Source organism: Colwellia sp. C2M11 (assembly GCF_018860915.1).
Classification (GTDB): domain Bacteria; phylum Pseudomonadota; class Gammaproteobacteria; order Enterobacterales; family Alteromonadaceae; genus Colwellia.
Window position 1 is genome coordinate 15,538 of sequence record NZ_JAHKQD010000016.1, and the last position, 22,965, is coordinate 38,502.

Consider the following 22,965-nt stretch of genomic DNA (forward strand, 5'->3'; position numbering starts at 1 on the left):
TCTACTGCCAAGTGACTTCTAAGGTAAAGATATAACCAGCACCGTAAACTGTTTTTATGATTTTTGGATGTTTATGATCTTGCTCTATCTTCTTTCTTAATCTCGACATTCTTACGTCTATACTACGATCAAAAGAGGTTGCATCAAGGCTCAGTAAACGCTCTCGTGATAATATCTGTCGAGGTGCTTTAAGCAATATCATCAATATTTCAGCTTCTGCGGCGCTTAACATAAAGCTATCGCCCTTATTATTTTCTAAAGTAAGGGTTGATTGTTCAAAGGTCCAGTCACCAAAGCTGGCGGTTTGCAATGTTGTCTCAGGTAATTCACTTACAACAAGTCGACGAATAATGCTGTTTACCCGCGCTACTAACTCTCGTGGATCAAACGGTTTACCAATATAATCATCTGCGCCTAATTCTAAGCCTAATACTTTATCGGGTAAGCTATTGCGACCGGATAAAATTATCACGCCAATTTTTTTATCATCGAATAGTTCTTTTACTAATGATAAGCCATCCATATCAGGTAAACCAAGGTCAATAATACAGAGCGAAGGTAACTGTTTTCTGATCGCTAATAAGGCTTCTTTTCCAGTACAAAATGCTTGGGTTTTAAAGTTATAACGTTCAAGCTCTTGGCAAACTAAGCTACATATCTCAGGTTCATCATCAATAACATAAATTAATGGTTTGGTGTTCACAAGTGTCATTACCTCGATGCTTTTTATTGTAATGCTTGAAATAATTTATTTGCCACAAAGGGCTTTTTTAACAAAATCGGTATGTCTTTATTTGGCTCAGTTGCTGGGTGAAAATAGCCACTCATCAGAACAATTTTACAGCTAGGTGAGCGAGTTTTTAACAGCGTAGCTAGTTCTAAGCCATCTTTATTGCCCGGCATACTAATATCTGAAACCATACCGTATAAATCATCAATAGTATCAATTAGCTGCTCAGCTTCGTCGCTGTCATTTGCCTCGATAACGTTTAGCCCAAATGCTATTAACTGCTTCCTAATTATAGCACGAACATCATTATCATCTTCGACTAATAAAACAAGCTTATTGGAAAAGTCTGTTGTTATGACGTTTTCATTATCGTCATGGAGAGAGGCAGATGACAGCTTGTCGTCTTGCTGATGAATCAGTAAGGGTAATAAGAGTGATATTTTAGCACCGCTAACTTTTTGATTAGCAATGCGTATATAACCTTTTGATTGTTTAATAAAGCCAAAAACAGTACTTAGGCCAAGACCCGAGCCTTGGTGCGTTTCTTTAGAGGTAAAAAAAGGTTCGAATGCTTTATTTATTGCTTGTTCCGAAAAACCAGAGCCATCATCTGTAATGGTAACTTCAACGTAATCAGCAAAAGTAACTTCTTCATCAAATTGTAAAGGATGCTCTACTGTTTTTTTATTGACTGTTATTGTTATATCACCACCGTTTGGCATAGCATCTTTGGCATTTAATACTAAATTAATTAAGCAATTTTCTAGTTGGTTAGCATCGACATAGACATGCAAATTATTATCTAAATAATGAGTCTTTATGGTAATTTTACTAGGTAATGATCCTTTTAACAGCGTAATGGTTTCATCAATCAGTACGGTAATATCCACTTTACAAGGGCGTAAATACTGTCGTCTTGAAAAAGAGAGTAAACGGTTAGTAATGTCGCTCCCCTTACGTGACGCTTTTATTGCGGGCAGTAAATGCTGTAATAATGCTTCATTTTGTTCATTATCTTGCTTAGCAGCATGTAGATTACCTAAAATAATAGTAAGTATATTATTAAAATCGTGAGCTAAGCCTCCTGCAAGCTGTCCTATTGCATTAATGTGTTGTACTTGGGCTAGTTGTTTTTGTGCTTGTTGGCTTTCACTCATAGCTTGCTGAAGTTGTGCGTTGGTGGTGGATAGGGTTTGGGTGCGTGAGGCTACTTTTAAGTCTAACATCTCGATGTTTTCACGCATTTGTAGCACCATATCGTCAAACGCTTTACCCAAAATGCCTAATTCATCTTTGCGTGATATACCACTGGTGACATTTAAGTCACCTTGACTTACTTTTCTGGCAATTAATGCGAGAGTGTTAATTGGTTTTGTTATCCAGGAAGAAAAAAGGAGCGCTAAAAAAATAGCACACATAAAGGTAATAAAGCCCATGGTTAAAATGCGTTGGCTTAGAAGTTTACCGCTACTTTGCAATTCATCGATATAAACAGAAGAGCAAATATACCAGCCTAACTCAGGTAAATGACGTACTAACGATATTTTATTATGGCTGTAATTATTTGCGTCAGTAGGCTTGTCCCATTTATATTCAAGTTCTTTTCCTGTATCGGCTACAGATATAAGCTCTTGTAAAATATATTTACCATTATGGGTGTTTTTAAGTTTTACTGCGTTGGTACCATTAATGTTGGGGTTAGGGTGGTATAGCATATTGCCTTGTTCATCAAAAATGAAAAGATAGCCGGTTTTCGCTATCACACTTTTTTTTATTATTTGTTGCAGTCTGTCTACTACTTCTTTTTTAGGGGGCTTTAAATCTAATTGCATATTGCTGGCTAATTCAAAAATATTATTTAATACCAGACGACTCGCATTTTTTTCAATTTGGTACACTTCTTTATTAATTAAGGGGACTGAATACCAATAAATGCCAACAAACAACAGCAGTAAGGTAGCGGTGATGGCAGAAAAAAAAGTACGGGATAATTTTTGCTTAAGAAACATTCGTCACCTGTATTTACCGAGTTTTTAAATCGGACAATGGAAGCTACAAAATACTATAAAAAAAGGGCTGGCGTGAAGCCAGCCCAAAATAGTAGCGGAAGGACGGTTGGGTAGCTACTATTGGATAAAGACTTTCTTATTACCTATTCGCCTGCTCACGTAAAATAAATTTTTGTATTTTACCTGTTGACGTTTTCGGTAACTCACCAAAGATAATCGTCTTTGGTGTTTTGAAGTGTGCCATATTATCGCGACAAAAAGTTACTATTTCTTGCTCTGTTATCGCTATATTCGGTATTGGTGTAATGAATGCGCAAGGTGTTTCTCCCCATCTATCATCTTTCTTGGCTACCACGGCAACTTCTTGCACTTTAGGGTGACGATATAAGATATCTTCTACCTCGACGCTTGAAATGTTTTCACCCCCCGAAATAATGACATCTTTTGAGCGATCTTTTATTTCAATATATCCGTCACTGTGCCATACCGCTATATCGCCAGAGTGGAGCCAACCACCTTTGAAAGCAGATTGAGTTGTGGAAGGATTTTTTAAGTAACCTTTCATTACCAAGTTACCGCGCATAAATATTTCTCCAACAGATTTACCATCTTTAGGCATCGGTACTAAAGTGTCAGGGTCTGCTACCATCAGTTGATCAAGCATGGGGGAGCGAACTCCTTGGCGAGATTTCAACTTAGCTTGTTGCTCAGTGCTTTTATCATTCCATTCATCATGCCACGCACAAACAACAGAAGGGCCGTATGTTTCAGTTAACCCATAAGTATGTGTGACTTTAAAGCCCGAAGCTTCTATTCCTTCAATCACGGAAGCCGGTGGTGGCGCACCAGCCGTCATTACTTTCACTGTATGGTTAATGTCGGATTTTAATGAATCATCCGCGCTATTTAGCATATTTAATACAATAGGCGCTCCACAGAAATAGCCGACTTGTTCGGTTTTAATTAACTCAAATATAGGCTCTGCTCGTACATGCCGTAAACTAATACTAGTGCCGGCGGTGGCTGCGATTGACCAAGGGAAACACCAGCCATTACAATGAAACATAGGTAGCGTCCATAAGTACACTGGGTGTTCGCCCATATTCCATGAAATAACATTGCTCACCGCATTAAGATAGGCACCACGGTAGTGATAAACAACCCCTTTAGGATCACCTGTTGTGCCTGAAGTATAATTTAACGAGATTGCATCCCACTCATTGTCAGGTCGTATTGCTTCAAAAGTATTGTCGCCTTCTTCAAGTAATTGATCATAGGTTAACTCGCCAATCAATTGACCTTCATGAAAGTTAGGATCATCAATATCGATCACTAGCGGTTTATGCGGAATCATACGTAATGCTTTTTTGACCAACGAGCTAAACTCCTTGTCGGTAATTAATACTTTGGTTTCGGCATGTGTCAGTATAAAAGCAATTGCTTCAGCGTCTAGGCGTGTATTGATCGAATTAAGCACAGCGCCACACATTGGTACCCCGAAATGTACTTCAAAATGTTCACTAATGTTTGGTGCTATAACCGATACAGTATCACCTCGGCCAATACCACGTTTTGATAACGCACTTGCAAAACGTGTACATCGTTGAAAAACCTCTAGCCATGAATGGCGAATGTCGGCGTTAACGGTTGCTGTTTTATTTGGATAAACAAAGGCTGCTCTTTCTAAAAAAGCAACGGGGCTTAGTGCTGTATAGTTAGCTTCGCTAGGCTCTAAATATTGTTCAAAAATGTTTGCTGTGGTCATTTGTCTGTTCCCCTATTGCTAAGTGTTACTCTTTGGTTTGCTTATTTCTTCCTGCGTTTCGTCAGAAAAAATAATATTGTCTTTACTGTGATGTTTTCCCATAAGCTTCGGGCGCTCAATAAGAAAATATAATACGATGCCGATACACACCGCATACATAGTAGATTTAGGATCTGGCATGGCTAAAGTAACGGCAACAATACCGGCAACACCTCGTTCGGTTGAATTTTTTAGTTGTTCCATGCCAACCATGATACAAATATAGGCTGTGAGTACTAAGGTTAAAGAGAGTGCTATCGGTAAAACAGGTTTAAATAATGTCACTAGAGGTAATGCCAATAGTGCTAATAAGCCGCTTATCCAAAAGGTACCACCGCCACTGTAAATTGATTCCATCGATTTACGTCCCATAGCGTAACGCTCTGCAACTGTTGCATGTGCAGCTGTCCATACTGGCCCTGCTAAACCTGGCCATGGCGCAAAAAACGCATGTAACGCATTTCGAATAGCTGTAACCAAATGGACACGATCAACATTCTCTTCAATTTTTTCATCATCACGCAAGTGATCAACACGTTTAACTAAGGTAAAGCCAACAAGAATGTCGCCAAAAGCGATAACGTAAGCAATGATAGCGGTTGGAATAGCGAGTAAGAATATTTCCCAATCTGGGTAACCAACAGTAAAGGGGAGGTATTGCCACATTAAGCTAAAATCTGGGCTTGTAATGCCCCATTCTATTTCAGGTAACGGATATTCACCTACAAGCCAACCAATAATCATGGCAATGATCATTCCTGGAACCATACCAAAGTTGGCAATTCTTCGGGCGAGGGCATTTTCATTAATGACATTTTTAAAAGATAACGAAAATAATATATAAGCTGAAATGATAGAACCTACAATTAATGAGATGGGGGTGGTATCGATACGGCCACCTATCTTTAATTCTCCCATCATAGCCGCCATACCGGCACCAATGATTACGCCGCACTTGAGAGAATTAGGAATTATATTAACTAAAGTGGAGCCTAGGCGAGTGATGCCCAAAATAAGAAAAATGATTGTCACTTCAATTTGTAATGCAAATAATGCTCTTATCGCTTCAGGGCCAGGTTCAAAACCTTTTAAATAAAGTAATACCACTGGAATAGCTGGTGTTATCCAGCCAGGAACGAGTGGTACACCAAGTAAGCCTGGTAAGATATAGCCAATACCAGCAATAAAAGTAAAAGCTAAAGCGGCTTCATAAGGCATACCTAAATAACTTTCCAGTAAAGGGATCATTGCCAAGCCAACAACGAACATAAAAAAACCTTGTATCATTTCTGGCAATTCCCAGCGGTAATGTACAAAAGGTAATCTAATTTTAAATGGTCCTGCTGGCCAATATGGTTGCTCTTCCCCGTGAATTCTTTTAATTAGTTGCATCAAAATTCCTATTATTGTTTTTTATTTTGATGCGCAGTGAACTATGAAACTATTGCTGAATTTTTTCGACAATGTGACCAAATGTAACAAGCTAAAATGTTATTTGCTTAGCTAAATAGCCTAATTGTTTTTATTTTTATTAAGGATAAATTTTTCCGGTACTGACAGGCTTGGGATACAGCTTGTTTTATGTGCTTTTTTATTTGCATTTAAATACCAAGATAAAAAATGGGGCATATTTTCTGTCTTTACCTTACTTACGACTAAAGGACCAAAAAAAAATTAAACATTTTAGTCGGTCTAAATAATTATTAACGAGTTAATATAGGAATTTACCGTGACTTGGTTTATAATCGCGCCAAAATTTGTAGGTGTCAGTCTATTGTGCCGATATCTATTTAATTACACTAAAATTTAAATCTATTAAAAGGGCTTATCATGGCTATCGAACGTACTTTTTCTATCGTAAAACCAGACGCAGTTGCTAAAAACTATATTGGTCAAATCTACAATCGTTTTGAAACTGCAGGTCTAAAAATTGTTGCTTCAAAAATGTTACACCTAAGCAAAGAGAAAGCTGAAGGCTTCTACGCAGAACATAGCGAACGTCCTTTCTTTGGCGCTTTAGTTGAGTTTATGACTTCTGGTCCTGTAATGGTTCAAGTTTTAGAAGGCGAAAACGCTGTTCTTAAAAACCGTGAAATCATGGGTGCTACTAACCCTGCTGAAGCTTTAGCTGGTACTATCCGTGCTGATCTTGCTGATAGCATTGATGAAAATGCTGCTCACGGTAGTGATGCATTAGAGTCTGCAGCACGTGAAATTGCTTACTTCTTCACTGAAGAAGAGATCTGCCCACGTACTCGTTAATTCATTTTTAATTTTAGCAAAATCAATGTATTTATTGTCGGCTTTACGCTCGTATTAACATACGCATGGTGATGTCTATTAATATTGAGTTTGTTTTCTTGATTAAATAATGAATTAAATTAGAAAGGATTTTACTGAGTAATCAGTAAAATCCTTTTGTGTTTTATCTTTACGGTAAAATTGCGGGTTTCGCGTGAAAAGCGTACAATTCGTAACCTTGTTTTATCTTTTTTCTGTTTTAGTATAAATTGTGAGAGTTTGTTGTATGAGCGACCCTATCGTGAAAGAAAGCGCCAAAGAAAATACCAAAGTAAATTTATTGAATTTGGACCATCAAGGGCTACGTGAATATTTTGCCTCTATTGGCGAAAAACCTTTTCGAGCAGATCAAATAATGAAATGGATTTACCATTTTGGTTATTCTGACTTTGAACAAATGACCAATATAAATAAAAAACTGAGAGAAAAGCTACAACGAAATTGTATTATAAAATCCCCTGAAATTTCTCAAAAACAAGTTTCTAGCGATGGCACTATCAAATATGCGCTTGTGTTAGAAGGCGGTCAAGAAATTGAAACCGTATGGATCCCTGAAAATGATCGTGCTACTTTATGTGTATCATCACAAGTAGGCTGCGCCCTTGAATGTACTTTTTGTTCTACAGCACAACAAGGCTTCAATCGTAATTTATCGATGGCCGAAATTATTGGTCAAGTTTGGCGTGTTGCAAATGATATTGGCGCAACGCGTATTACAGGAAAGCGCCCGATTACCAATATTGTTATGATGGGAATGGGTGAACCGTTACTTAACATGAAGAACCTTATTCCTGCGCTTGATACTATGCTTAATGATTTAGGCTATGGACTTTCCAAACGTAGAGTTACGGTAAGTACCTCGGGTGTTGTACCTGCGCTAGATATGCTTAAAGAAAAAATTGACTGTGCATTAGCTATTTCAGTACATGCCCCAGACAATACTTTACGTGATGAATTGGTGCCAATTAACAAGAAGTACCCATTAGAAGAGTTTATATCTGCGGCCGCTCGTTATATTGAAGGCTCAAAAGCTAACAAACAAGCAACTATTGAATATGTGATGCTTGATCATGTTAATGACTCAACAGAGCAAGCGCATGCTTTGGCACGAGTGTTAAAGGATCTACCGAGCAAAATTAACCTTATTCCTTTTAATCATTACCCTGGTTCTCCTTATAAGCGTCCAAGTAATTCACGTATAGATAGGTTTGATAAAGTACTACAAAGCTATGGTTTAACTGTGATAACGAGAAGACCTCGTGGTGAAGATATTGATGCGGCTTGTGGGCAGTTAGCTGGCGATGTGTTAGACCGAACAAAACGTACTCAAGAGTTGCAAGATGTTCAAATAGAAAAAAAACAAGCTAAAGCTGACGAAATCTCGGTAAAGATAGTCTGAACGCGTTACTATCAAACTTTACTAACATAACAACTAATGAAGTAACTTCACTATATTATGGATAAACATTTGATTAGCAAAAAAGCCGTTATCGCAATTCTGATATTGCTTCCTGCTTTCTTATCAGGTTGCGTAACACAGAACTACGAAAATGATGATACACCTGTGGTCCAAAACCAAGCTAATACGGATGATATGGCTGCAACACGTATTTCGTTAGGTCTAGGTTATCTGAAAATGGGTAATATGCCTCAAGCTAAGCAGAATTTAGAAAAAGCAAAAAACTTTGCTCCTAATATGGTGCAAGTATATACCGCATTTGCGCATTATTATGAAACGGTTGGTGAGCATAAGTTAACCATTTCATCCTATGAAAAGGCATTATCAATAAAAAGTGATGATGCTGATACGCTAAATAACTATGGTGTTTATCTTTGTAGGCAAGATCGGATTGAAGAAGCTGAAAAACAGTTTTTAAAAGCAATTGCCGTACCTAGTTACCTTTTAGTGGCTAAAAGTTATGAAAATTTATCATCATGTTTTTTACAAAATGATGATTTTATTAAAGCTGAAATGTATTTACAAAAAGCAATTTTACACAGCCCTAGTAGCTCATCGATATTATTCCAAATGATACGATTGCAATATGCTATGGGAGACTATAAGCAAGCTAAATCATTTAATCAGCGTTTCGAAAAAGTCACCCGTCGTTTTACTGCTCAGTTTTTAGCCTTGTCTTATAAAGTGCACTATAAACTTGGTGAGCGAAGCACGGCAAAAAATTACGGCACTATGTTAGTAAAAATGTTTCCTCAATCATGGGAAGCACAACAATATTTACTTAATGAGTTAGCATCGATAGAAGCGGATAATCTGGCTAAAAGATATGCAGCCTTAAAAGCAGCTAATATGCTGAATAAGTCTAAGAAACGTATAGTAAAGTTGTCACCTAAAAAAAATAAAAAAAGTGGGACTCAAACACCGCAACAAGTTGTTGCTGAAAAAGAAGTTAATAGAGTACACTTATCTGCACTTACCCCAAATCGGGTAAAAGAATTAAAAACCGCAGAAAATCCTGTTGTCATTCAGGAAGAACCAAAGTCTGCAACACCAGAGCAGTCTAAAAAGTTGCCAAGTTTCCATGTCGTTGAAAAAGGCGATACTTTGTATAGTATTTCAATGAAATATAATATAAAAATTGAAACGTTGCGTCTATGGAATAATATTAGTGAAAAACTTTATATTAAAGATATAATTTTTTTGGAAGATCCAAAGTTGGTAAATCAGTAGATGAGTGAAAAAATAATAGACGCAGTTGATAATAATCAACTTGATGAACTTAATGAAGATATGGAAATGATTGGTCCAGGCCAAATATTGAGTGAAGCAAGAGAAAAAGCATCGTTTACTGTGGAGTATGTTGCTAATACCTTGAATTTCAAGGTTAAGTTAGTAGAGAGTATTGAGCGAGATATATTCGATAATAAATTACCAGCCACTTATAATCGCGGTTACCTGCGAAGTTATGCCAAACTTGTTAATGTTGATGTAAGTGAAGTACTCAGTGCTTATGACATGCTTGGCGTTGCCGAAGTTCAGCGAAGTGAAATGCAAAGTTTTTCTAACTTAACCGAGAAACAAGCAGAGCATAGTCGGATAATGTGGCTGAGTTACATTATTGCTGCGATTTTGTTTGGTTTAATGATAATGTGGTGGTTACAAGAGCCAAAGCAGGGTGTAGACGAAAATATTGTTAATGAAAGCCTTGTCACAATTCCTACTAGCGAAACAGTTAATCAAGACGGTAATATTGAAGAGAGTAATGCTGATAAAGCGAGTGCTGAATTAAATGATGCGTCGAAAAGTGACTCAGTACCAAACGATATTATAGAAATCATCTCCGAAGATGAAAGTATCCCGCAAGAAAATGCAGATTCGATTATAAACAATCCAAGCCCCGTAGAAACTCAAGTTAGCACAGTAGAGGATACCACTTCAGAAGAGTTAACTAATACTGCTCCTGTATTAGCGCTTGATGAAAACCTTGAAGAAAGTGTCGCAATCGACACCGCTATATTTACTTTCTCAGGTGATTGTTGGGTTAATATTTTTGATGCAAATGGCGATCGTATTGCTTGGGGGGTTAAAAAATCCGGTTATGTAATGACGGTTACAGGTCAAGCACCGTTAAAGATTACTTTGGGGAAACCCGAATTAGCTGAGATTGAATTTAATGGTCAGGCTGTCGACTTGTCTGAGTTTAATGCGGGTAATATTGCTAAATTTACCTTACCGCTAACGTTATAAATTGTTTGTTAGATAAGTTTAAAATATGTTTAAAGAATCACCTATTATTCGCCGGAAATCACGTCAAATTATGGTAGGCAATGTACCTGTTGGTGGCGATGCACCAATAACTGTACAGTCTATGACTAATACTGAAACGACTGATGTTACCGCTACCGTAGCTCAGATAAAATCGCTTGAAGCTGTCGGGGCCGATATTGTCCGGGTTAGTGTGCCAACCATGGATGCAGCTGAAGCCTTTCGTGAAATAAAAAAACAAGTGAATGTGCCACTCGTGACAGATATTCACTTTGATTATAGAATTGCATTAAAAGTTGCTGAATATGGCGCAGACTGCCTACGTATTAATCCTGGGAATATAGGTCGAGAAGATCGTGTTCGTAGTGTTGTAGAGTGTGCCCGTGATAATAATATACCAATTCGTATTGGTGTAAATGGCGGCTCTTTAGAAAAAGATATCCAAGAAAAGTACACTGAGCCAACACCTGAAGCACTACTTGAATCGGCCATGCGACATGTCGATATTCTAGACCGACTTAACTTTGATCAGTTTAAAGTGAGTGTGAAGGCTTCAGACGTATTCCTCGCGGTTGAGTCATATAAATTATTAGCTAAACAAATTGATAACCCACTACACCTAGGCATTACTGAAGCTGGCGGTTTACGCTCGGGCTCAGTAAAATCGTCAGTTGGCTTAGGTTTATTATTAGCACAAGGTATCGGTGATACTTTACGTATTTCCTTAGCTGCTGATCCTATTGAAGAGATTAAAGTGGGATTTGATATTTTAAAATCCTTAAAACTACGCAGTAGAGGTATTAATTTAATTGCATGCCCTAGCTGTTCTCGTCAAGAGTTTGATGTAGTTGCTACTGTGAATGCTTTAGAGCAACGTATTGAAGATATTATGACTCCGATGGATGTTTCTATAATCGGCTGTATTGTTAATGGCCCCGGTGAAGCAATGGTATCTGACTTAGGATTAACAGGCAGTAGTAAGAAAAGTGGTTATTATCTTGATGGTATTCGCCAAAAAGAACGCTTTGATAATGGCAACTTAGTTGATCAATTAGAGCAACGTATTCGCGCTAAAGCGAAAGCAATGGATGAACGTTTAGCTCAAAATAATCAAATTGATTTTAAAGCGCTCGATTAAGAGTGTTATTCTTCGATTTGAGAATGAGTATATATTCGAGATTATATATTCGCTATAATGCGCGCTGCGTAAAATTAATGTTTTTTTAAGAATAAAGAGAGATACGATAAGTGGCTAAAAATAAAGCGCTACAAGCAGTTAGAGGTATGAACGATTGCTTGCCAAGTGAAACGAATGTTTGGCAAATGGTAGAGGATATACTGCGCAGAGTCGCGAGTAATTACGGTTTTGCTGAAATTCGTATGCCAATTGTTGAATCAACAGCACTATTTAAACGCTCTATTGGTGAAGTAACCGATATAGTTGAAAAAGAAATGTACACCTTTGAAGACCGTAATGGCGACAGCCTGACACTACGTCCTGAAGGAACAGCAAGTTGTATACGTGCAGCAAATCAACATGGACTTTTATATAACCAAGAGCAACGCTTATGGTATATGGGGCCGATGTTTCGACATGAAAGACCACAAAAAGGGCGTTACCGTCAATTTCATCAATTTGGTCTGGAAGCGTTTGGTATTGCCACTCCTGATATTGACGCAGAAATTATTTTACTAACTTCTCGCTTATGGCGGGAACTTGGCATCAATGAATTTGTCACACTAGAGTTGAATTCATTAGGTAGCAATGACGAACGAGCGAATTATAGAGATGCATTAGTTAGTTATTTAACTGAACGTGAAGAGTTATTAGATGATGACTCGAAACGTCGCATGCACACGAATCCATTAAGAGTATTAGATAGTAAAAATCCACAAGTGCAAGAAGCGTTGGCTGATGCACCTAAATTATCTGATTATTTTGGCGAAGAAACACAGGCACATTTTGACAGCCTTTGCCAAAGATTAGATGCAGCCGGTATTAACTATGTATTGAATGAGCGTTTAGTGCGTGGATTAGATTATTATAATCGTACCGTTTTCGAATGGGTTACCACAAGTTTAGGCGCTCAGGGTACTATTTGTGCCGGTGGACGTTATGATGGTTTAGTAGAACAATTAGGTGGTAAAGCAACACCAGGTTTTGGTTTTGCATTAGGTATTGAACGCTTAGTATTAATGTTAACTAATACAGAAGTTGCCGCTAATGCTCGGCCACAAGTCGATGCATATGTCGTTATTTTAGGTGATGATGCGCAAATTAAAGCAAATGAGCTTGCTGAGCAATGGCGTGATCAAGTGCCAAATATTCGTTTGCAATGTCATTGTGGTGGCGGCAATATGAAGAAACAATTGAAGCGCGCTGATAAATCAGGTGCTCAAATCGCGTTAATTTTAGGTGAAGATGAAATAGCACAACAAAGTGTTATGGTTAAATATTTACGCGGACAACAAGAACAACAAAACGTGGATTTTGAAAAAATTCCTAGTTTGTTAAGTGATCTAATTTAAAAGTTTTAGTCAAGGTGATGTAGTGGAAATTTATCAAACAGAAGAGCAACAAGTAGAAGCTATTAAAGGCTATTGGGAAAAGAACGGCAATATGATTATTGTCGGTATTGCCCTTGGTTTTGCTGGCTTTATTGGTTTTAACTTTTATAAAGATGGCAAGCTTGAAGATGAGCTAGCAACTTCTGATAGCTATCAAGCATTAATGGAAGAAAGCACTAAAGATAAGGCTGCATTTGCAGAAAATGCGACAAAATTTATTAGTGAAAATTCAGCCACAAGCTATGCATCGTTAACTGCTTTAGCATTAGCGAAAGAGGCGGCAGAGCAAAAAGATTGGCAAAGTGCTCAAATTCAACTGTCAATCGCAGTGGATAAAGCACCAAGTGATGGTATCAAAGGTATTGCAAGTGTACGTTTAGCGCGTGTGCAAATTCAACAAGAGCAGTTTGATCAAGCTTTAGCAACCTTAAGTAAGCCTATCCCTGAGTCTTTTACAGCAGCTGTTGAAGAAATAAAGGGCGATATTTATTTATTACAAAATAAAACAGAATTAGCACTTAATGCTTATCAACTTGCTATTGCTTCTGATGGTTTAGCTACGAGTCCAAATTTACAAATGAAAGTAGATGATTTAGCGACAACCGTTAATTTAACCACTACAGTTCCTGTTGCTAAGTAAAATAAGGTCATTTAATGCTTTTTTCTAAAAAACAAACAAGTAATGGTTTACTCGGTAAATACGCAAAAGTATTTTCTGTGTTTTTGCTCTCTAGCACTTTATTTGCATGCTCTTCTACTGATGAAGATACCAGTGATTTACCTGCCGAGTTAACAGAGATCGAACAAAGTTTTGAACCTAACGTGTTGTGGGAAGAAAGTGTTGGTGACGGAAGTGGTGATTACTTTTCACGCCTTAAACCTGTGGTTGCCTATGGCAAAGTCTATAGTGCGAGTCGTGAGGGTGATGTTATTGCTTTCGATCCTAAAACAGGTAAAGAGCTTTGGGAAACTGATTTAAGTGATATTAATAACGAGCGCAGTTTTTGGGATAGTAGAGTCCCAGCGCTACTTTCTGGTGGCCCAGCCGCAGGTTTAGATAAAATCTTTATTGGTAGTGAAAATGGTAAAGTATACGCCTTAGATGCACTAACCGGTAAAGTGTTGTGGGATGCTAATATCAAAGGTGAGGTTATTAATACGCCTGCTGTTGATTCTGGTGTTGTGATTGTTAATACATCTTCAGGTATTTTAAAAGCCTTAAACTCTGATACGGGTGAAGAATTATGGAAAGTGGAGCAAGATGTACCAGCATTAACATTACGTGGTATTAGCGCACCAGTTATTGCTTCTGGTGGAGTATTAATTGGCACCAGTAAAGGTGGTGTAAGTGTTTACTTGTTAGATAATGGTCAACAAGGTTGGTCTACAGAAATAGGTGAAGCAACTGGCTCTACAGAGCTTGAGCGTGTTGTTGATGTTGATTCAACGCCGGTGATTTTTGGTGATAAAGTCTATGCTATATCATCTCGAGGTAACCTAGCAGCAATTGAACTTCAAAGTGGTAGATTACTTTGGAAGCGTCAATATTCATCTTACCGTCAATTGTCTATTTACCGTAATACTATTTTCTTAACAAACTTGCGTGGCCATGTTTATGCTATTGATCGAATTAATGGCATTGAACGTTGGAGTAACTTAGATCTTGAAAACCGTGGTGTAACCGGACCAGCATTCATTGATGACTATGTTATTGTTGGTGATTTTGAAGGTTACTTACATTGGTTAAATCAGGAAACAGGTAAAATTGTTGCTCGTCATAAAGTTGATAGCAGTGGCTTTAACACTTCACCAACAGTATTTGATAATATCTTGTACACTCAATCACGAGATGGTGATTTGCAAGCCATTGAAACACCAAAGATTATAAAGCCGAGCGAGTAAATCAGCTTTAACTAAGCAATCTATTTTAATTAAAGTAGGGTTGTTTATATGTATACGCGGCTCCGGTGCTTTTGCATGTGGGGCCGTTATTTGTTTTTACGCTCTTAGTTTTAATTAGATCGAATCTACTAAAGCTAAGTGACTATTTTTGAATTTTGAGGTTTTCATGCTTCCAGTCGTTGCCCTTGTCGGGCGTCCCAATGTTGGTAAATCAACATTATTTAATCGCTTAACGCGTTCTAGAAATGCTTTGGTTGCAGATTACCCCGGTTTAACCCGAGATCGTCAATACGGTAAAGCTGAAGTTGAAGAGCATCCTTTCATTGTTATTGATACCGGCGGTATTCATGGTGATGAAGAAGGAATTGATGCACTAATGGCTGAGCAGTCATTAATGGCAGTAGAAGAAGCTGATGCTGTATTGTTTTTAGTTGATGCGCGTGCCGGTTTAACATCTGCAGATTATGGTATTGCTGATTATCTACGTAAAAAAGATAAAAAAATATTTTTAGTGGCTAATAAAGTTGATGGTATTGATGCTGACTCTGCTGTAGCAGAGTTTTATGCCTTAAGTTTAGGTGAAGAAGTTCATAAAATTGCCGCTGCTCACGGCCGAGGAGTGACTCAATTATTAACATTGGCACTTACCCCACATATTGAAGAATTAGGTCAACCTAAAGCTGATGGCACAGAGAATGATGAATTTGACAGTTATGCTGATGATGAGTTCGATGTTGAGTTAACAGAAGAAGAACTAGCAAAGCAGGTTGAAGATGCGCCTAAAGAACACGATACCATTAAACTCGCTATTATTGGTAAACCGAACGTAGGTAAGTCAACACTTACTAACCGTATACTCGGTGAAGAACGTGTGGTTGTTTATGATATGCCTGGCACAACACGTGATAGTGTTTATATTCCGATGGAGCATAATGGCCGTCAATATACATTAATTGATACTGCGGGTATTCGCCGTCGTAAAAATGTAACTGACGTCGTTGAAAAGTTTTCAGTAATAAAAACATTACGTGCGATCGAAGATTCTAATGTCTGTTTACTTATTATTGATGCGCGTGAAGGTATTACCGATCAAGATTTAAGTCTGTTAGGCTTTATTTTAGAATCAGGTCGTTCGTTAGTGCTAGCGGTAAATAAATGGGATGGGTTAGACGATCACGTTAAAGATCGTATTAAAACTGAATTAGATCGTCGTTTAGGTTTTATTGATTTTGCTAAAATTCATTTTATTTCCGCATTACATGGTACCGGTGTTGGTCATTTATATGAATCAGTTGAAGAAGCCTTTATTAGTGCGACGAAGCGAATTTCTACAGCGATGGTAACTAAAATTCTTGATATGGCAGTGTTTGATCATCAACCACCAATGCATAATGGTCGTCGTATTAAGTTAAAGTATGCTCATGCCGGTGGCTATAATCCGCCTATTATCGTGATTCATGGAAATTTAGCGAAAAAATTACCAAGTTCATATCGTCGTTATTTAATGAATTATTACCGTAAATCTCTAAAAATAATGGGGACACCTATTCGCATTGAATTTAGAGATACAACAAATCCATTTGCAGGTAAGAAAAAACTTACTTTTACCGAGCAAAAGAAAATGGCTAGAGCGACTCAAGGTTATAATAAAGATAACAAATAATGAGTTAAATAAGGGCGTTTTTCTTTTTTGAAAACCGCCCTTGTTAATACATAATTTAAGAGTTTACTTAAGAATAGTTATCCATTTTCATTGCTTTTAATTTATTCTTTGACTAGGGTGATTAGATACACTAAAAAAATTCACATTTATGTCTAACAAACCTTCAAATATTGATACCAGTACTCGTTTAGATCGGAATTTAGCATTACTTCATGCTGGTTCGACGGTTAATATTGATATTTCTACGCCTGCAGGGCAACGTGCTAAATTTAGAACAACTTTTATTGGTTATCTTCCAGGAAAATATGTATTAATACAATTTCCTGAATCGAGTAAACTTGGAAAGTTTTCTCAGCATATAGTACAAGGTACTGCTGTTACTGTGAGAGGGCTAATTGAAGGTCATGAAGGTGTTGTGGTTGCTTTTCTTAGTACTATTAAACAAACCTTACAAATGCCATCTCGTATTATGGTGTTAGACTTTCCCCGAACAGTGGGTTTACAAAACCTGCGCTCATCTATTCGCATAGAAACCCAAATCCCCGCTAAAGTCAAAATAGATGAAGATTATTGGCAAGCAACGATAGAAAATTTATCTAGCAAAGGTTGTCAGTTAAATATTATGAATGGTGAGAAGTTGGTTTTATCTGATAAAAAAGATATTCAAATTGTCATCGAAGAAGAACAAGCCTTAGATAATTTTAAGTTAAATGGCTCTGTGTGTAATTTGAAACAGCATAATGACGGTATTACTTTTGGGGTAAAATTTGAGGAGAAAAGTGAGGAACAAGTTCGTCAATTATTATTAACCACAATGACCTCATAACACTAACAGCAGAGCTCTTTTAAAATAAAACACACTTTCTTTAAGTGATTTATTTTGTTTAAGCTCATTCGCTTAACTTTTCCCTTCAATTACCTTAGCTTTAATTATACCGTCAGAAATTTGTACACTTATTTCATTGTTAACAGATATTTGTTTAACCGAACTAATCACTTTATCCTCAGTATCTCGAACTACACCGTAGCCTCTGGCAATAGTCGCTAATGGGCTGACCAATTGTAGTTGCTCAATTAAATGCACAAACAACTCACTTTTATGTTGCACATTATTTTGTTGGGCATTAATGAGGCGCTGTTTTAACTGCGTTACTATTGTTTGGTATTCCACTAATTTTCTATTGGGTGATAAACGATTAAGTCGTTGCGCTAATTGCTGTGGTTGTTGCTTAGTTTGTAGCAATATTCGTTTAATTACTTGAGTTAAGCGCAAGTTAAGCTCGTCAGACTTTTGTTGGTGTATTCGCAATTGTTGCTCTGGGTGGGCTTGTGTCAATCTATGCTGTGTATGGCTCAACTTTTGAATTAACACGTTATTATTTCTGGTAATCGCGTTATTTAATCGTAATGTTAGCATAGTGATTTTTTTCATTAGTTCATCACTATCACTTGAAACTAACTCGGCTGCGGCAGAAGGCGTTGGGGCACGTAAATCAGCGACATAATCGCTCAAGGTAGTATCGACTTCATGACCAACTGCACTAATGGTAGGAATTACGGAATCATAAATAGCTTGTACCACTATTTCTTCATTGAAAGGCCAAAGATCTTCTAACGATCCACCTCCGCGCCCAACAATAAGTACATCGCACTCTTGTCGACTATTTGCTTGTGCAATTGCGTGGCAAATATCATTACTGGCATATTGCCCTTGTACTAACGCGGGATATATTGTCACTTGAATATTTGGGTTACGGCGTTTCAATACGGTAAGAATATCTTTTACCGCAGCCCCTGTGGGGGAGGTAACAATACCAACCCGTTGAATAGTCGTTGGAATTTGTTGCTTATGGGCTTGAGAGAATATGCCAAGGGCATTTAACTTATTTTTTAATTGTTCATATTGTTGGCGTAATAAACCTTCACCGGCATCATCAAGCTGTTCAATAATAAGCTGAAAGTCACCTCTAGGTTCGTACAAAGAAACTTTGGCACGCACTAACACTTGTTGTCCATTGCGTGGCTTGGCATTGTTAGCAAGGCGAACTCTTTGGTTGTTGCCTTTAAACATAGCACAACGGACTTGTGATTTATTATCTTTTAATGATAAATACCAGTGACCAGAGCTAGCGGCGACAAAATTAGATATTTCCCCAGTTAACCATACGGTATTTAATTCACTTTCTAGAATAAAACGTACTTTGCGTGTGAGTTCACTGACTTGAAGGATATGTTGTGCTGGCATAACTAATTAATTGCTAATAGTGTAGAACTGGTTTGAGTGACAGTATATCTCGATGGAATTTATTTAGGGCATTTTTTTTCTTTTATTGCATAAAATAATAATGGTTCAAAGGTAAATTTATGTTTACCTAAACAAAGAAAAGAGTTAAAATTCTGCCGCAATATTAGATACTAACTTTTAAATATTTAGTGTCTCCTTTCCCCTTAACTCTGGTGATATTGCGATGTTACGAATTGCCCAAGAAGCATTAACTTTTGATGATGTTTTGTTAGTACCGGCTCACTCTAAAGTACTACCCCACACAGCTAACCTACAAACTCGTTTAACACGAAAGATTAATTTGAACGTACCTATTGTATCTGCGTCTATGGATACAGTAACGGAAGCGCGCTTAGCAATCACTTTAGCACAAGAAGGTGGTTTAGGTTTTATTCATAAAAATATGACCATAGCAGAACAAGCGCGTAATGTTTCTAAAGTTAAAAAATATGAAAGTGGTATAGTGTCAGATCCTGTCACAGTAAGTACTGATTTTACCATTGAAGAAGTCATGCATAAAGCCGATGATCTAGGATTTTCAGGCTTTCCTGTTGTTGATAATCAGAATAATTTAGTGGGTATTATCACTGGCCGTGATTTGCGTTTCGAAACTGATTTAACAAAGTCAGTATCTTCATTGATGACGGCTAAAGAAAACTTAGTAACAGTAAAAGAAGGCGCAGCCCGAAAAGAAATTTTAGGCTTAATGCATAGCAACCGTATTGAAAAAATATTAGTGGTTGACGATGCGTTTAAATTAGTTGGCCTTATCACCGCAAAAGATTATCAAAAAGCTGAAAACAAACCAAATGCTTGTAAAGATGAACTTGGTCGTTTACGTGTGGGTGCTGCTGTTGGCGTTGGTGCAGGTACTGATGAACGTATTGATGCCTTAGTTGCTGCCGGTGTTGATGTACTATTAATTGATACTTCACATGGTCACTCTCAAGGTGTTTTAGACCGAGTAAAAGAAACTCGTGATAAATACCCAGACTTGCAAATAGTTGCAGGTAACGTTGCTACAGGTGCTGGCGCAAAAGCCCTAGCCGATGTAGGTGTAGATGCAGTTAAAGTCGGTATTGGCCCAGGTTCAATTTGTACAACGCGTATTGTTACGGGTGTTGGTGTTCCACAATTAACTGCGATATCAAATGCAGTTGAAGCTTTAAAAGGCACAGATATTCCTGTTATTGCTGATGGTGGCATTCGTTTTTCAGGTGATATTGCTAAAGCACTTGTTGCTGGCGCACATTGCGTTATGGTTGGTAGCTTATTAGCTGGTACAGAAGAAGCACCAGGTGAAGTTGAGCTTTATCAAGGCCGCTATTATAAATCATATCGTGGTATGGGTTCACTAGGTGCTATGGATCAAAAAGAAGGTTCAAGTGATCGTTACTTCCAGAAGTCCGATGGTGAAGCAGACAAATTAGTACCCGAAGGTATTGAGGGCCGTGTTGCTTATAAAGGTCCTGTGGCTGCTATTATTCATCAGCAAATGGGTGGCTTACGTTCATCTATGGGCTTAACGGGTAGTGAAACGATTGAAGTGATGCGAACTAAGCCTGAGTTTATGAAAATAACATCAGCAGGTATGGGCGAGTCGCACGTACATGATGTAACTATCACAAAAGAAGCGCCTAACTATAGAATGGGCTAGTCGAATATTTCATTTCTGTGCTATTTAGCGTGATAGCGGTATCAGAAGTACTCATTGACTAAAGTCAACTCCGTGCTTCTTCTTTGCTCTAACACTAACTAGCTTAGAACTAAAACATTCTTGATTATTTCTTTATTGAAAAACTAAAAAATTCCAACAGGCTGAGCAATAACCCTTAAGTAGGGTGCTCAGCCTTTTTCTTTAATTTACACCGTTCATTTAGAACGTAAAAGTAGGAAAACAAACATGAGTAAAGACATTCATGATCACCGCATACTGATTTTAGATTTTGGTTCACAATATACGCAGCTTATTGCACGTCGTGTACGTGAAATTGGCGTTTACTGTGAACTTTGGTCATGGGACGTGACTGAAGCGCAAATTAAAGACTTTAATCCAACAGGTATCATTCTTGCTGGTGGTCCAGAATCAGTTACGGAAGCTAACTCACCACGTGCTCCTGAATATGTGTTTAATGCTAATGTACCCGTATTAGGTATTTGTTACGGTATGCAAACCATGGCTGAACAGCTAGGTGGTAGTGTTGAGAGCTCTGACCATAAAGAATTTGGTTATGCATCAGTTGAGTTAATTGCAAGCTCAGCATTATTTAATAATGTTGAGGACAACGTGGGTGAAAACGGTAATGGTTTACTTGATGTTTGGATGAGTCATGGTGATAAAGTTGCCAGTATTCCTGAAGGTTTTGTTACTGTTGGCCAAACACCAAGTTGTGCTTTTGGAGCCATGGCACATGAAGAGAAAAAATTCTATGGTGTGCAATTTCATCCAGAAGTTACTCACACTAAACAAGGTTTACGTATTCTAGAAAACTTTGTTGTTGAAATTTGTCAGTGTGAAAAGTTATGGACACCAGCGACAATCATCGATGATGCTATAGCTAAAATGAAAGCACAAATTGGTGATGATGAAGTTATTCTTGGTTTATCTGGTGGTGTAGATTCATCAGTAGTCGCAATGTTATTACATCGTGCTATTGGTAAAAAGCTAACATGTGTCTTTGTTGATAATGGTTTACTTCGTTTAAACGAAGGTCAACAAGTTATGGATATGTTTGGTGATCATTTTGGTTTGAATATTATTAAAATTGATGCTGAAGATCGCTTCCTTGAGCGTTTGGCTGGTGAAAGTGAACCAGAAGCTAAACGTAAAATTATCGGCAATGTATTTATCGATGTATTCGAAGAAGAGTCTAACAAGCTTGAGAATGCAAAATGGTTAGCACAAGGCACTATTTACCCTGATGTTATCGAATCTGCAGCATCAGCAACAGGTAAGGCACATGTTATTAAGTCTCATCATAACGTTGGCGGCTTACCTGACTATATGAAGTTAGGTTTAGTTGAGCCATTACGTGAATTATTTAAAGATGAAGTACGTAAAATTGGTCTTGAACTAGGCTTGCCATACGACATGCTTTACCGTCATCCGTTCCCAGGCCCAGGACTAGGTGTTCGTATTTTAGGTGAAGTGAAAAAAGAATATGCAGACTTACTACGTCGTGCTGATGCTATCTTCATTGAAGAATTACACAAACATGATTTATATACTAAAGTAAGCCAAGCATTCACCGTGTTTTTACCTGTTCGTTCCGTTGGTGTCATGGGCGATGCTCGTAAATATGATTGGGTAGTAAGCTTACGTTGTGTTGAAACAATTGACTTTATGACGGCTCGTTGGTCACACTTACCGTACGACTTCTTAGGTTTAGTGTCTAATCGAATCATCAATGAAATTGATGGTATTTCACGCGTTGTTTACGATATTTCAGGTAAACCGCCTGCTACTATTGAGTGGGAATAACATTGTTGTAAACGGGTTATAACAATCAATTTCGGCGTTGAAGGTACTCACCTATAGTCATAGGCTCCGTACTTCTGCCTTGAATTTGAAGGTTCTACCTGCGTTTTCTAAGCATGTTAGATGAATACTTAAACCTCATTGTTGAAAAACACTGGGGTTTTTTATTGCACGTCAAATAGAGGCAACCTAATAATAACATTAAGTTTTCATACCAGTTTCATTAATTAAGTGAACAATTTTATACGTAGAAAAAATGGCCAAATACAAGGTATTTATTTCAATAACTCGTTGTTCTAATTATTAAATAAATAACGATGTCGTTGGTGATTTTAGCAAGTAGGAATGATCACATAGTTAGTGAGATTGGTATAATATAGAGTAAATCAAGCTGAAGTGAAATGTAGACAATAAAAAAACAACAATAAAAGTGGCTTAATTAATTATTTTAGGAGTATAAGTTGTTTACTGCTGGTTAGGGGTTATAAGCCCGCAGTACGAA

The 22,965-nt window shown here is 37.6% G+C and carries 17 protein-coding genes; 12 read left to right on the forward strand and 5 right to left on the reverse strand.

What is annotated here, in order from left to right:
• Position 1 precedes the first annotated feature (1 nt).
• From KO509_RS05670 to KO509_RS05685, 4 genes are all read right to left on the reverse strand, one after another.
• The gene (locus tag KO509_RS05670) at positions 2 to 703 is read right to left on the reverse strand and encodes a response regulator transcription factor (protein ID WP_215972320.1); all 702 of its coding nucleotides are present in this window, start codon (positions 701 to 703) and stop codon (positions 2 to 4) included.
• Between the two features lie 23 nt (positions 704 to 726).
• The gene (locus tag KO509_RS05675) at positions 727 to 2,739 is read right to left on the reverse strand and encodes a cache domain-containing protein (protein WP_215972321.1); all 2,013 of its coding nucleotides are present in this window, start codon (positions 2,737 to 2,739) and stop codon (positions 727 to 729) included.
• A gap of 139 nt (positions 2,740 to 2,878) precedes the next feature.
• Positions 2,879 to 4,504 (reverse strand): acyl-CoA synthetase, encoded by a 1,626-nt coding sequence (locus tag KO509_RS05680; RefSeq protein ID WP_215972322.1) that lies wholly within the window; start codon positions 4,502 to 4,504, stop codon positions 2,879 to 2,881.
• A gap of 18 nt (positions 4,505 to 4,522) precedes the next feature.
• Positions 4,523 to 5,935 carry a solute carrier family 23 protein gene (locus tag KO509_RS05685; RefSeq protein ID WP_215972323.1) on the reverse strand — a complete coding sequence of 471 codons (1,413 nt, stop codon included), beginning with the start codon at positions 5,933 to 5,935 and terminating at the stop codon, positions 4,523 to 4,525.
• A gap of 438 nt (positions 5,936 to 6,373) precedes the next feature.
• Here KO509_RS05685 and ndk point away from each other — a divergent pair, with 438 nt between their 5' ends.
• The 10 genes from ndk to KO509_RS05735 all read left to right on the forward strand — a co-directional run bounded on the left by ndk (position 6,374) and on the right by KO509_RS05735 (position 17,527).
• Positions 6,374 to 6,805 carry a nucleoside-diphosphate kinase gene (gene ndk, locus KO509_RS05690; protein WP_215972324.1) on the forward strand — a complete coding sequence of 144 codons (432 nt, stop codon included), beginning with the start codon at positions 6,374 to 6,376 and terminating at the stop codon, positions 6,803 to 6,805.
• A gap of 265 nt (positions 6,806 to 7,070) precedes the next feature.
• Complete coding sequence (locus KO509_RS05695; RefSeq protein ID WP_215972325.1) at positions 7,071 to 8,243, forward strand: bifunctional tRNA (adenosine(37)-C2)-methyltransferase TrmG/ribosomal RNA large subunit methyltransferase RlmN; 1,173 nt, start codon at positions 7,071 to 7,073, stop codon at positions 8,241 to 8,243.
• 69 nt (positions 8,244 to 8,312) lie between these two features.
• Positions 8,313 to 9,533, forward strand: coding sequence for a type IV pilus biogenesis/stability protein PilW (gene pilW, locus KO509_RS05700; protein WP_252727412.1), 1,221 nt, complete (start codon positions 8,313 to 8,315; stop codon positions 9,531 to 9,533).
• Positions 9,534 to 10,550: a RodZ domain-containing protein gene (locus KO509_RS05705; protein WP_215972327.1), complete on the forward strand. Its 1,017-nt coding sequence runs from the start codon at positions 9,534 to 9,536 to the stop codon at positions 10,548 to 10,550.
• A 25-nt stretch (positions 10,551 to 10,575) separates the two neighbouring features.
• Complete coding sequence (ispG, locus tag KO509_RS05710) at positions 10,576 to 11,706, forward strand: flavodoxin-dependent (E)-4-hydroxy-3-methylbut-2-enyl-diphosphate synthase (protein WP_215972328.1); 1,131 nt, start codon at positions 10,576 to 10,578, stop codon at positions 11,704 to 11,706.
• A gap of 110 nt (positions 11,707 to 11,816) precedes the next feature.
• Positions 11,817 to 13,097: a histidine--tRNA ligase gene (hisS, locus tag KO509_RS05715; RefSeq protein WP_303495276.1), complete on the forward strand. Its 1,281-nt coding sequence runs from the start codon at positions 11,817 to 11,819 to the stop codon at positions 13,095 to 13,097.
• 22 nt (positions 13,098 to 13,119) lie between these two features.
• Positions 13,120 to 13,776, forward strand: coding sequence for a tetratricopeptide repeat protein (locus KO509_RS05720; protein ID WP_215972329.1), 657 nt, complete (start codon positions 13,120 to 13,122; stop codon positions 13,774 to 13,776).
• A gap of 14 nt (positions 13,777 to 13,790) precedes the next feature.
• Positions 13,791 to 15,038 (forward strand): outer membrane protein assembly factor BamB, encoded by a 1,248-nt coding sequence (bamB, locus tag KO509_RS05725; protein WP_215972330.1) that lies wholly within the window; start codon positions 13,791 to 13,793, stop codon positions 15,036 to 15,038.
• Positions 15,039 to 15,204: 166 nt separating this feature from the next.
• Positions 15,205 to 16,701 carry a ribosome biogenesis GTPase Der gene (gene der / locus KO509_RS05730; RefSeq protein WP_215972331.1) on the forward strand — a complete coding sequence of 499 codons (1,497 nt, stop codon included), beginning with the start codon at positions 15,205 to 15,207 and terminating at the stop codon, positions 16,699 to 16,701.
• A 148-nt stretch (positions 16,702 to 16,849) separates the two neighbouring features.
• Positions 16,850 to 17,527, forward strand: a complete 678-nt coding sequence (locus KO509_RS05735) for a PilZ domain-containing protein (protein ID WP_215972332.1) — start codon at positions 16,850 to 16,852, stop codon at positions 17,525 to 17,527.
• A 72-nt stretch (positions 17,528 to 17,599) separates the two neighbouring features.
• Here the strand turns inward: KO509_RS05735 and xseA are convergent, their stop codons facing one another.
• Positions 17,600 to 18,946, reverse strand: a complete 1,347-nt coding sequence (xseA, locus tag KO509_RS05740) for an exodeoxyribonuclease VII large subunit (RefSeq protein WP_215972333.1) — start codon at positions 18,944 to 18,946, stop codon at positions 17,600 to 17,602.
• A gap of 223 nt (positions 18,947 to 19,169) precedes the next feature.
• Between xseA and guaB the strand changes: the two genes are divergently transcribed.
• Together guaB and guaA are read left to right on the forward strand one after the other, a co-directional pair.
• Positions 19,170 to 20,642 (forward strand): IMP dehydrogenase, encoded by a 1,473-nt coding sequence (gene guaB, locus KO509_RS05745; RefSeq protein ID WP_215972334.1) that lies wholly within the window; start codon positions 19,170 to 19,172, stop codon positions 20,640 to 20,642.
• Between the two features lie 246 nt (positions 20,643 to 20,888).
• Positions 20,889 to 22,466: a glutamine-hydrolyzing GMP synthase gene (gene guaA, locus KO509_RS05750; RefSeq protein WP_215972335.1), complete on the forward strand. Its 1,578-nt coding sequence runs from the start codon at positions 20,889 to 20,891 to the stop codon at positions 22,464 to 22,466.
• Positions 22,467 to 22,965: the final 499 nt, after the last annotated feature.

Bases quoted from the DNA above. Each gene is read 5' to 3' on its own strand.
- KO509_RS05675 (WP_215972321.1), bottom strand. From the start codon at position 2,739: ATGTTTCTTAAGCAAAAATTATCCCGTACTTTTTTTTCTGCCATCACC.
- KO509_RS05680 (WP_215972322.1), bottom strand. From the start codon at position 4,504: ATGACCACAGCAAACATTTTTGAACAATATTTAGAGCCTAGCGAAGCT.
- KO509_RS05685 (WP_215972323.1), bottom strand. From the start codon at position 5,935: ATGCAACTAATTAAAAGAATTCACGGGGAAGAGCAACCATATTGGCCA.
- ndk (WP_215972324.1), top strand. From the start codon at position 6,374: ATGGCTATCGAACGTACTTTTTCTATCGTAAAACCAGACGCAGTTGCT.
- KO509_RS05695 (WP_215972325.1), top strand. From the start codon at position 7,071: ATGAGCGACCCTATCGTGAAAGAAAGCGCCAAAGAAAATACCAAAGTA.
- KO509_RS05705 (WP_215972327.1), top strand. From the start codon at position 9,534: ATGAGTGAAAAAATAATAGACGCAGTTGATAATAATCAACTTGATGAA.
- ispG (WP_215972328.1), top strand. From the start codon at position 10,576: ATGTTTAAAGAATCACCTATTATTCGCCGGAAATCACGTCAAATTATG.
- bamB (WP_215972330.1), top strand. From the start codon at position 13,791: ATGCTTTTTTCTAAAAAACAAACAAGTAATGGTTTACTCGGTAAATAC.
- der (WP_215972331.1), top strand. From the start codon at position 15,205: ATGCTTCCAGTCGTTGCCCTTGTCGGGCGTCCCAATGTTGGTAAATCA.
- KO509_RS05735 (WP_215972332.1), top strand. From the start codon at position 16,850: ATGTCTAACAAACCTTCAAATATTGATACCAGTACTCGTTTAGATCGG.
- xseA (WP_215972333.1), bottom strand. From the start codon at position 18,946: ATGCCAGCACAACATATCCTTCAAGTCAGTGAACTCACACGCAAAGTA.
- guaB (WP_215972334.1), top strand. From the start codon at position 19,170: ATGTTACGAATTGCCCAAGAAGCATTAACTTTTGATGATGTTTTGTTA.
- guaA (WP_215972335.1), top strand. From the start codon at position 20,889: ATGAGTAAAGACATTCATGATCACCGCATACTGATTTTAGATTTTGGT.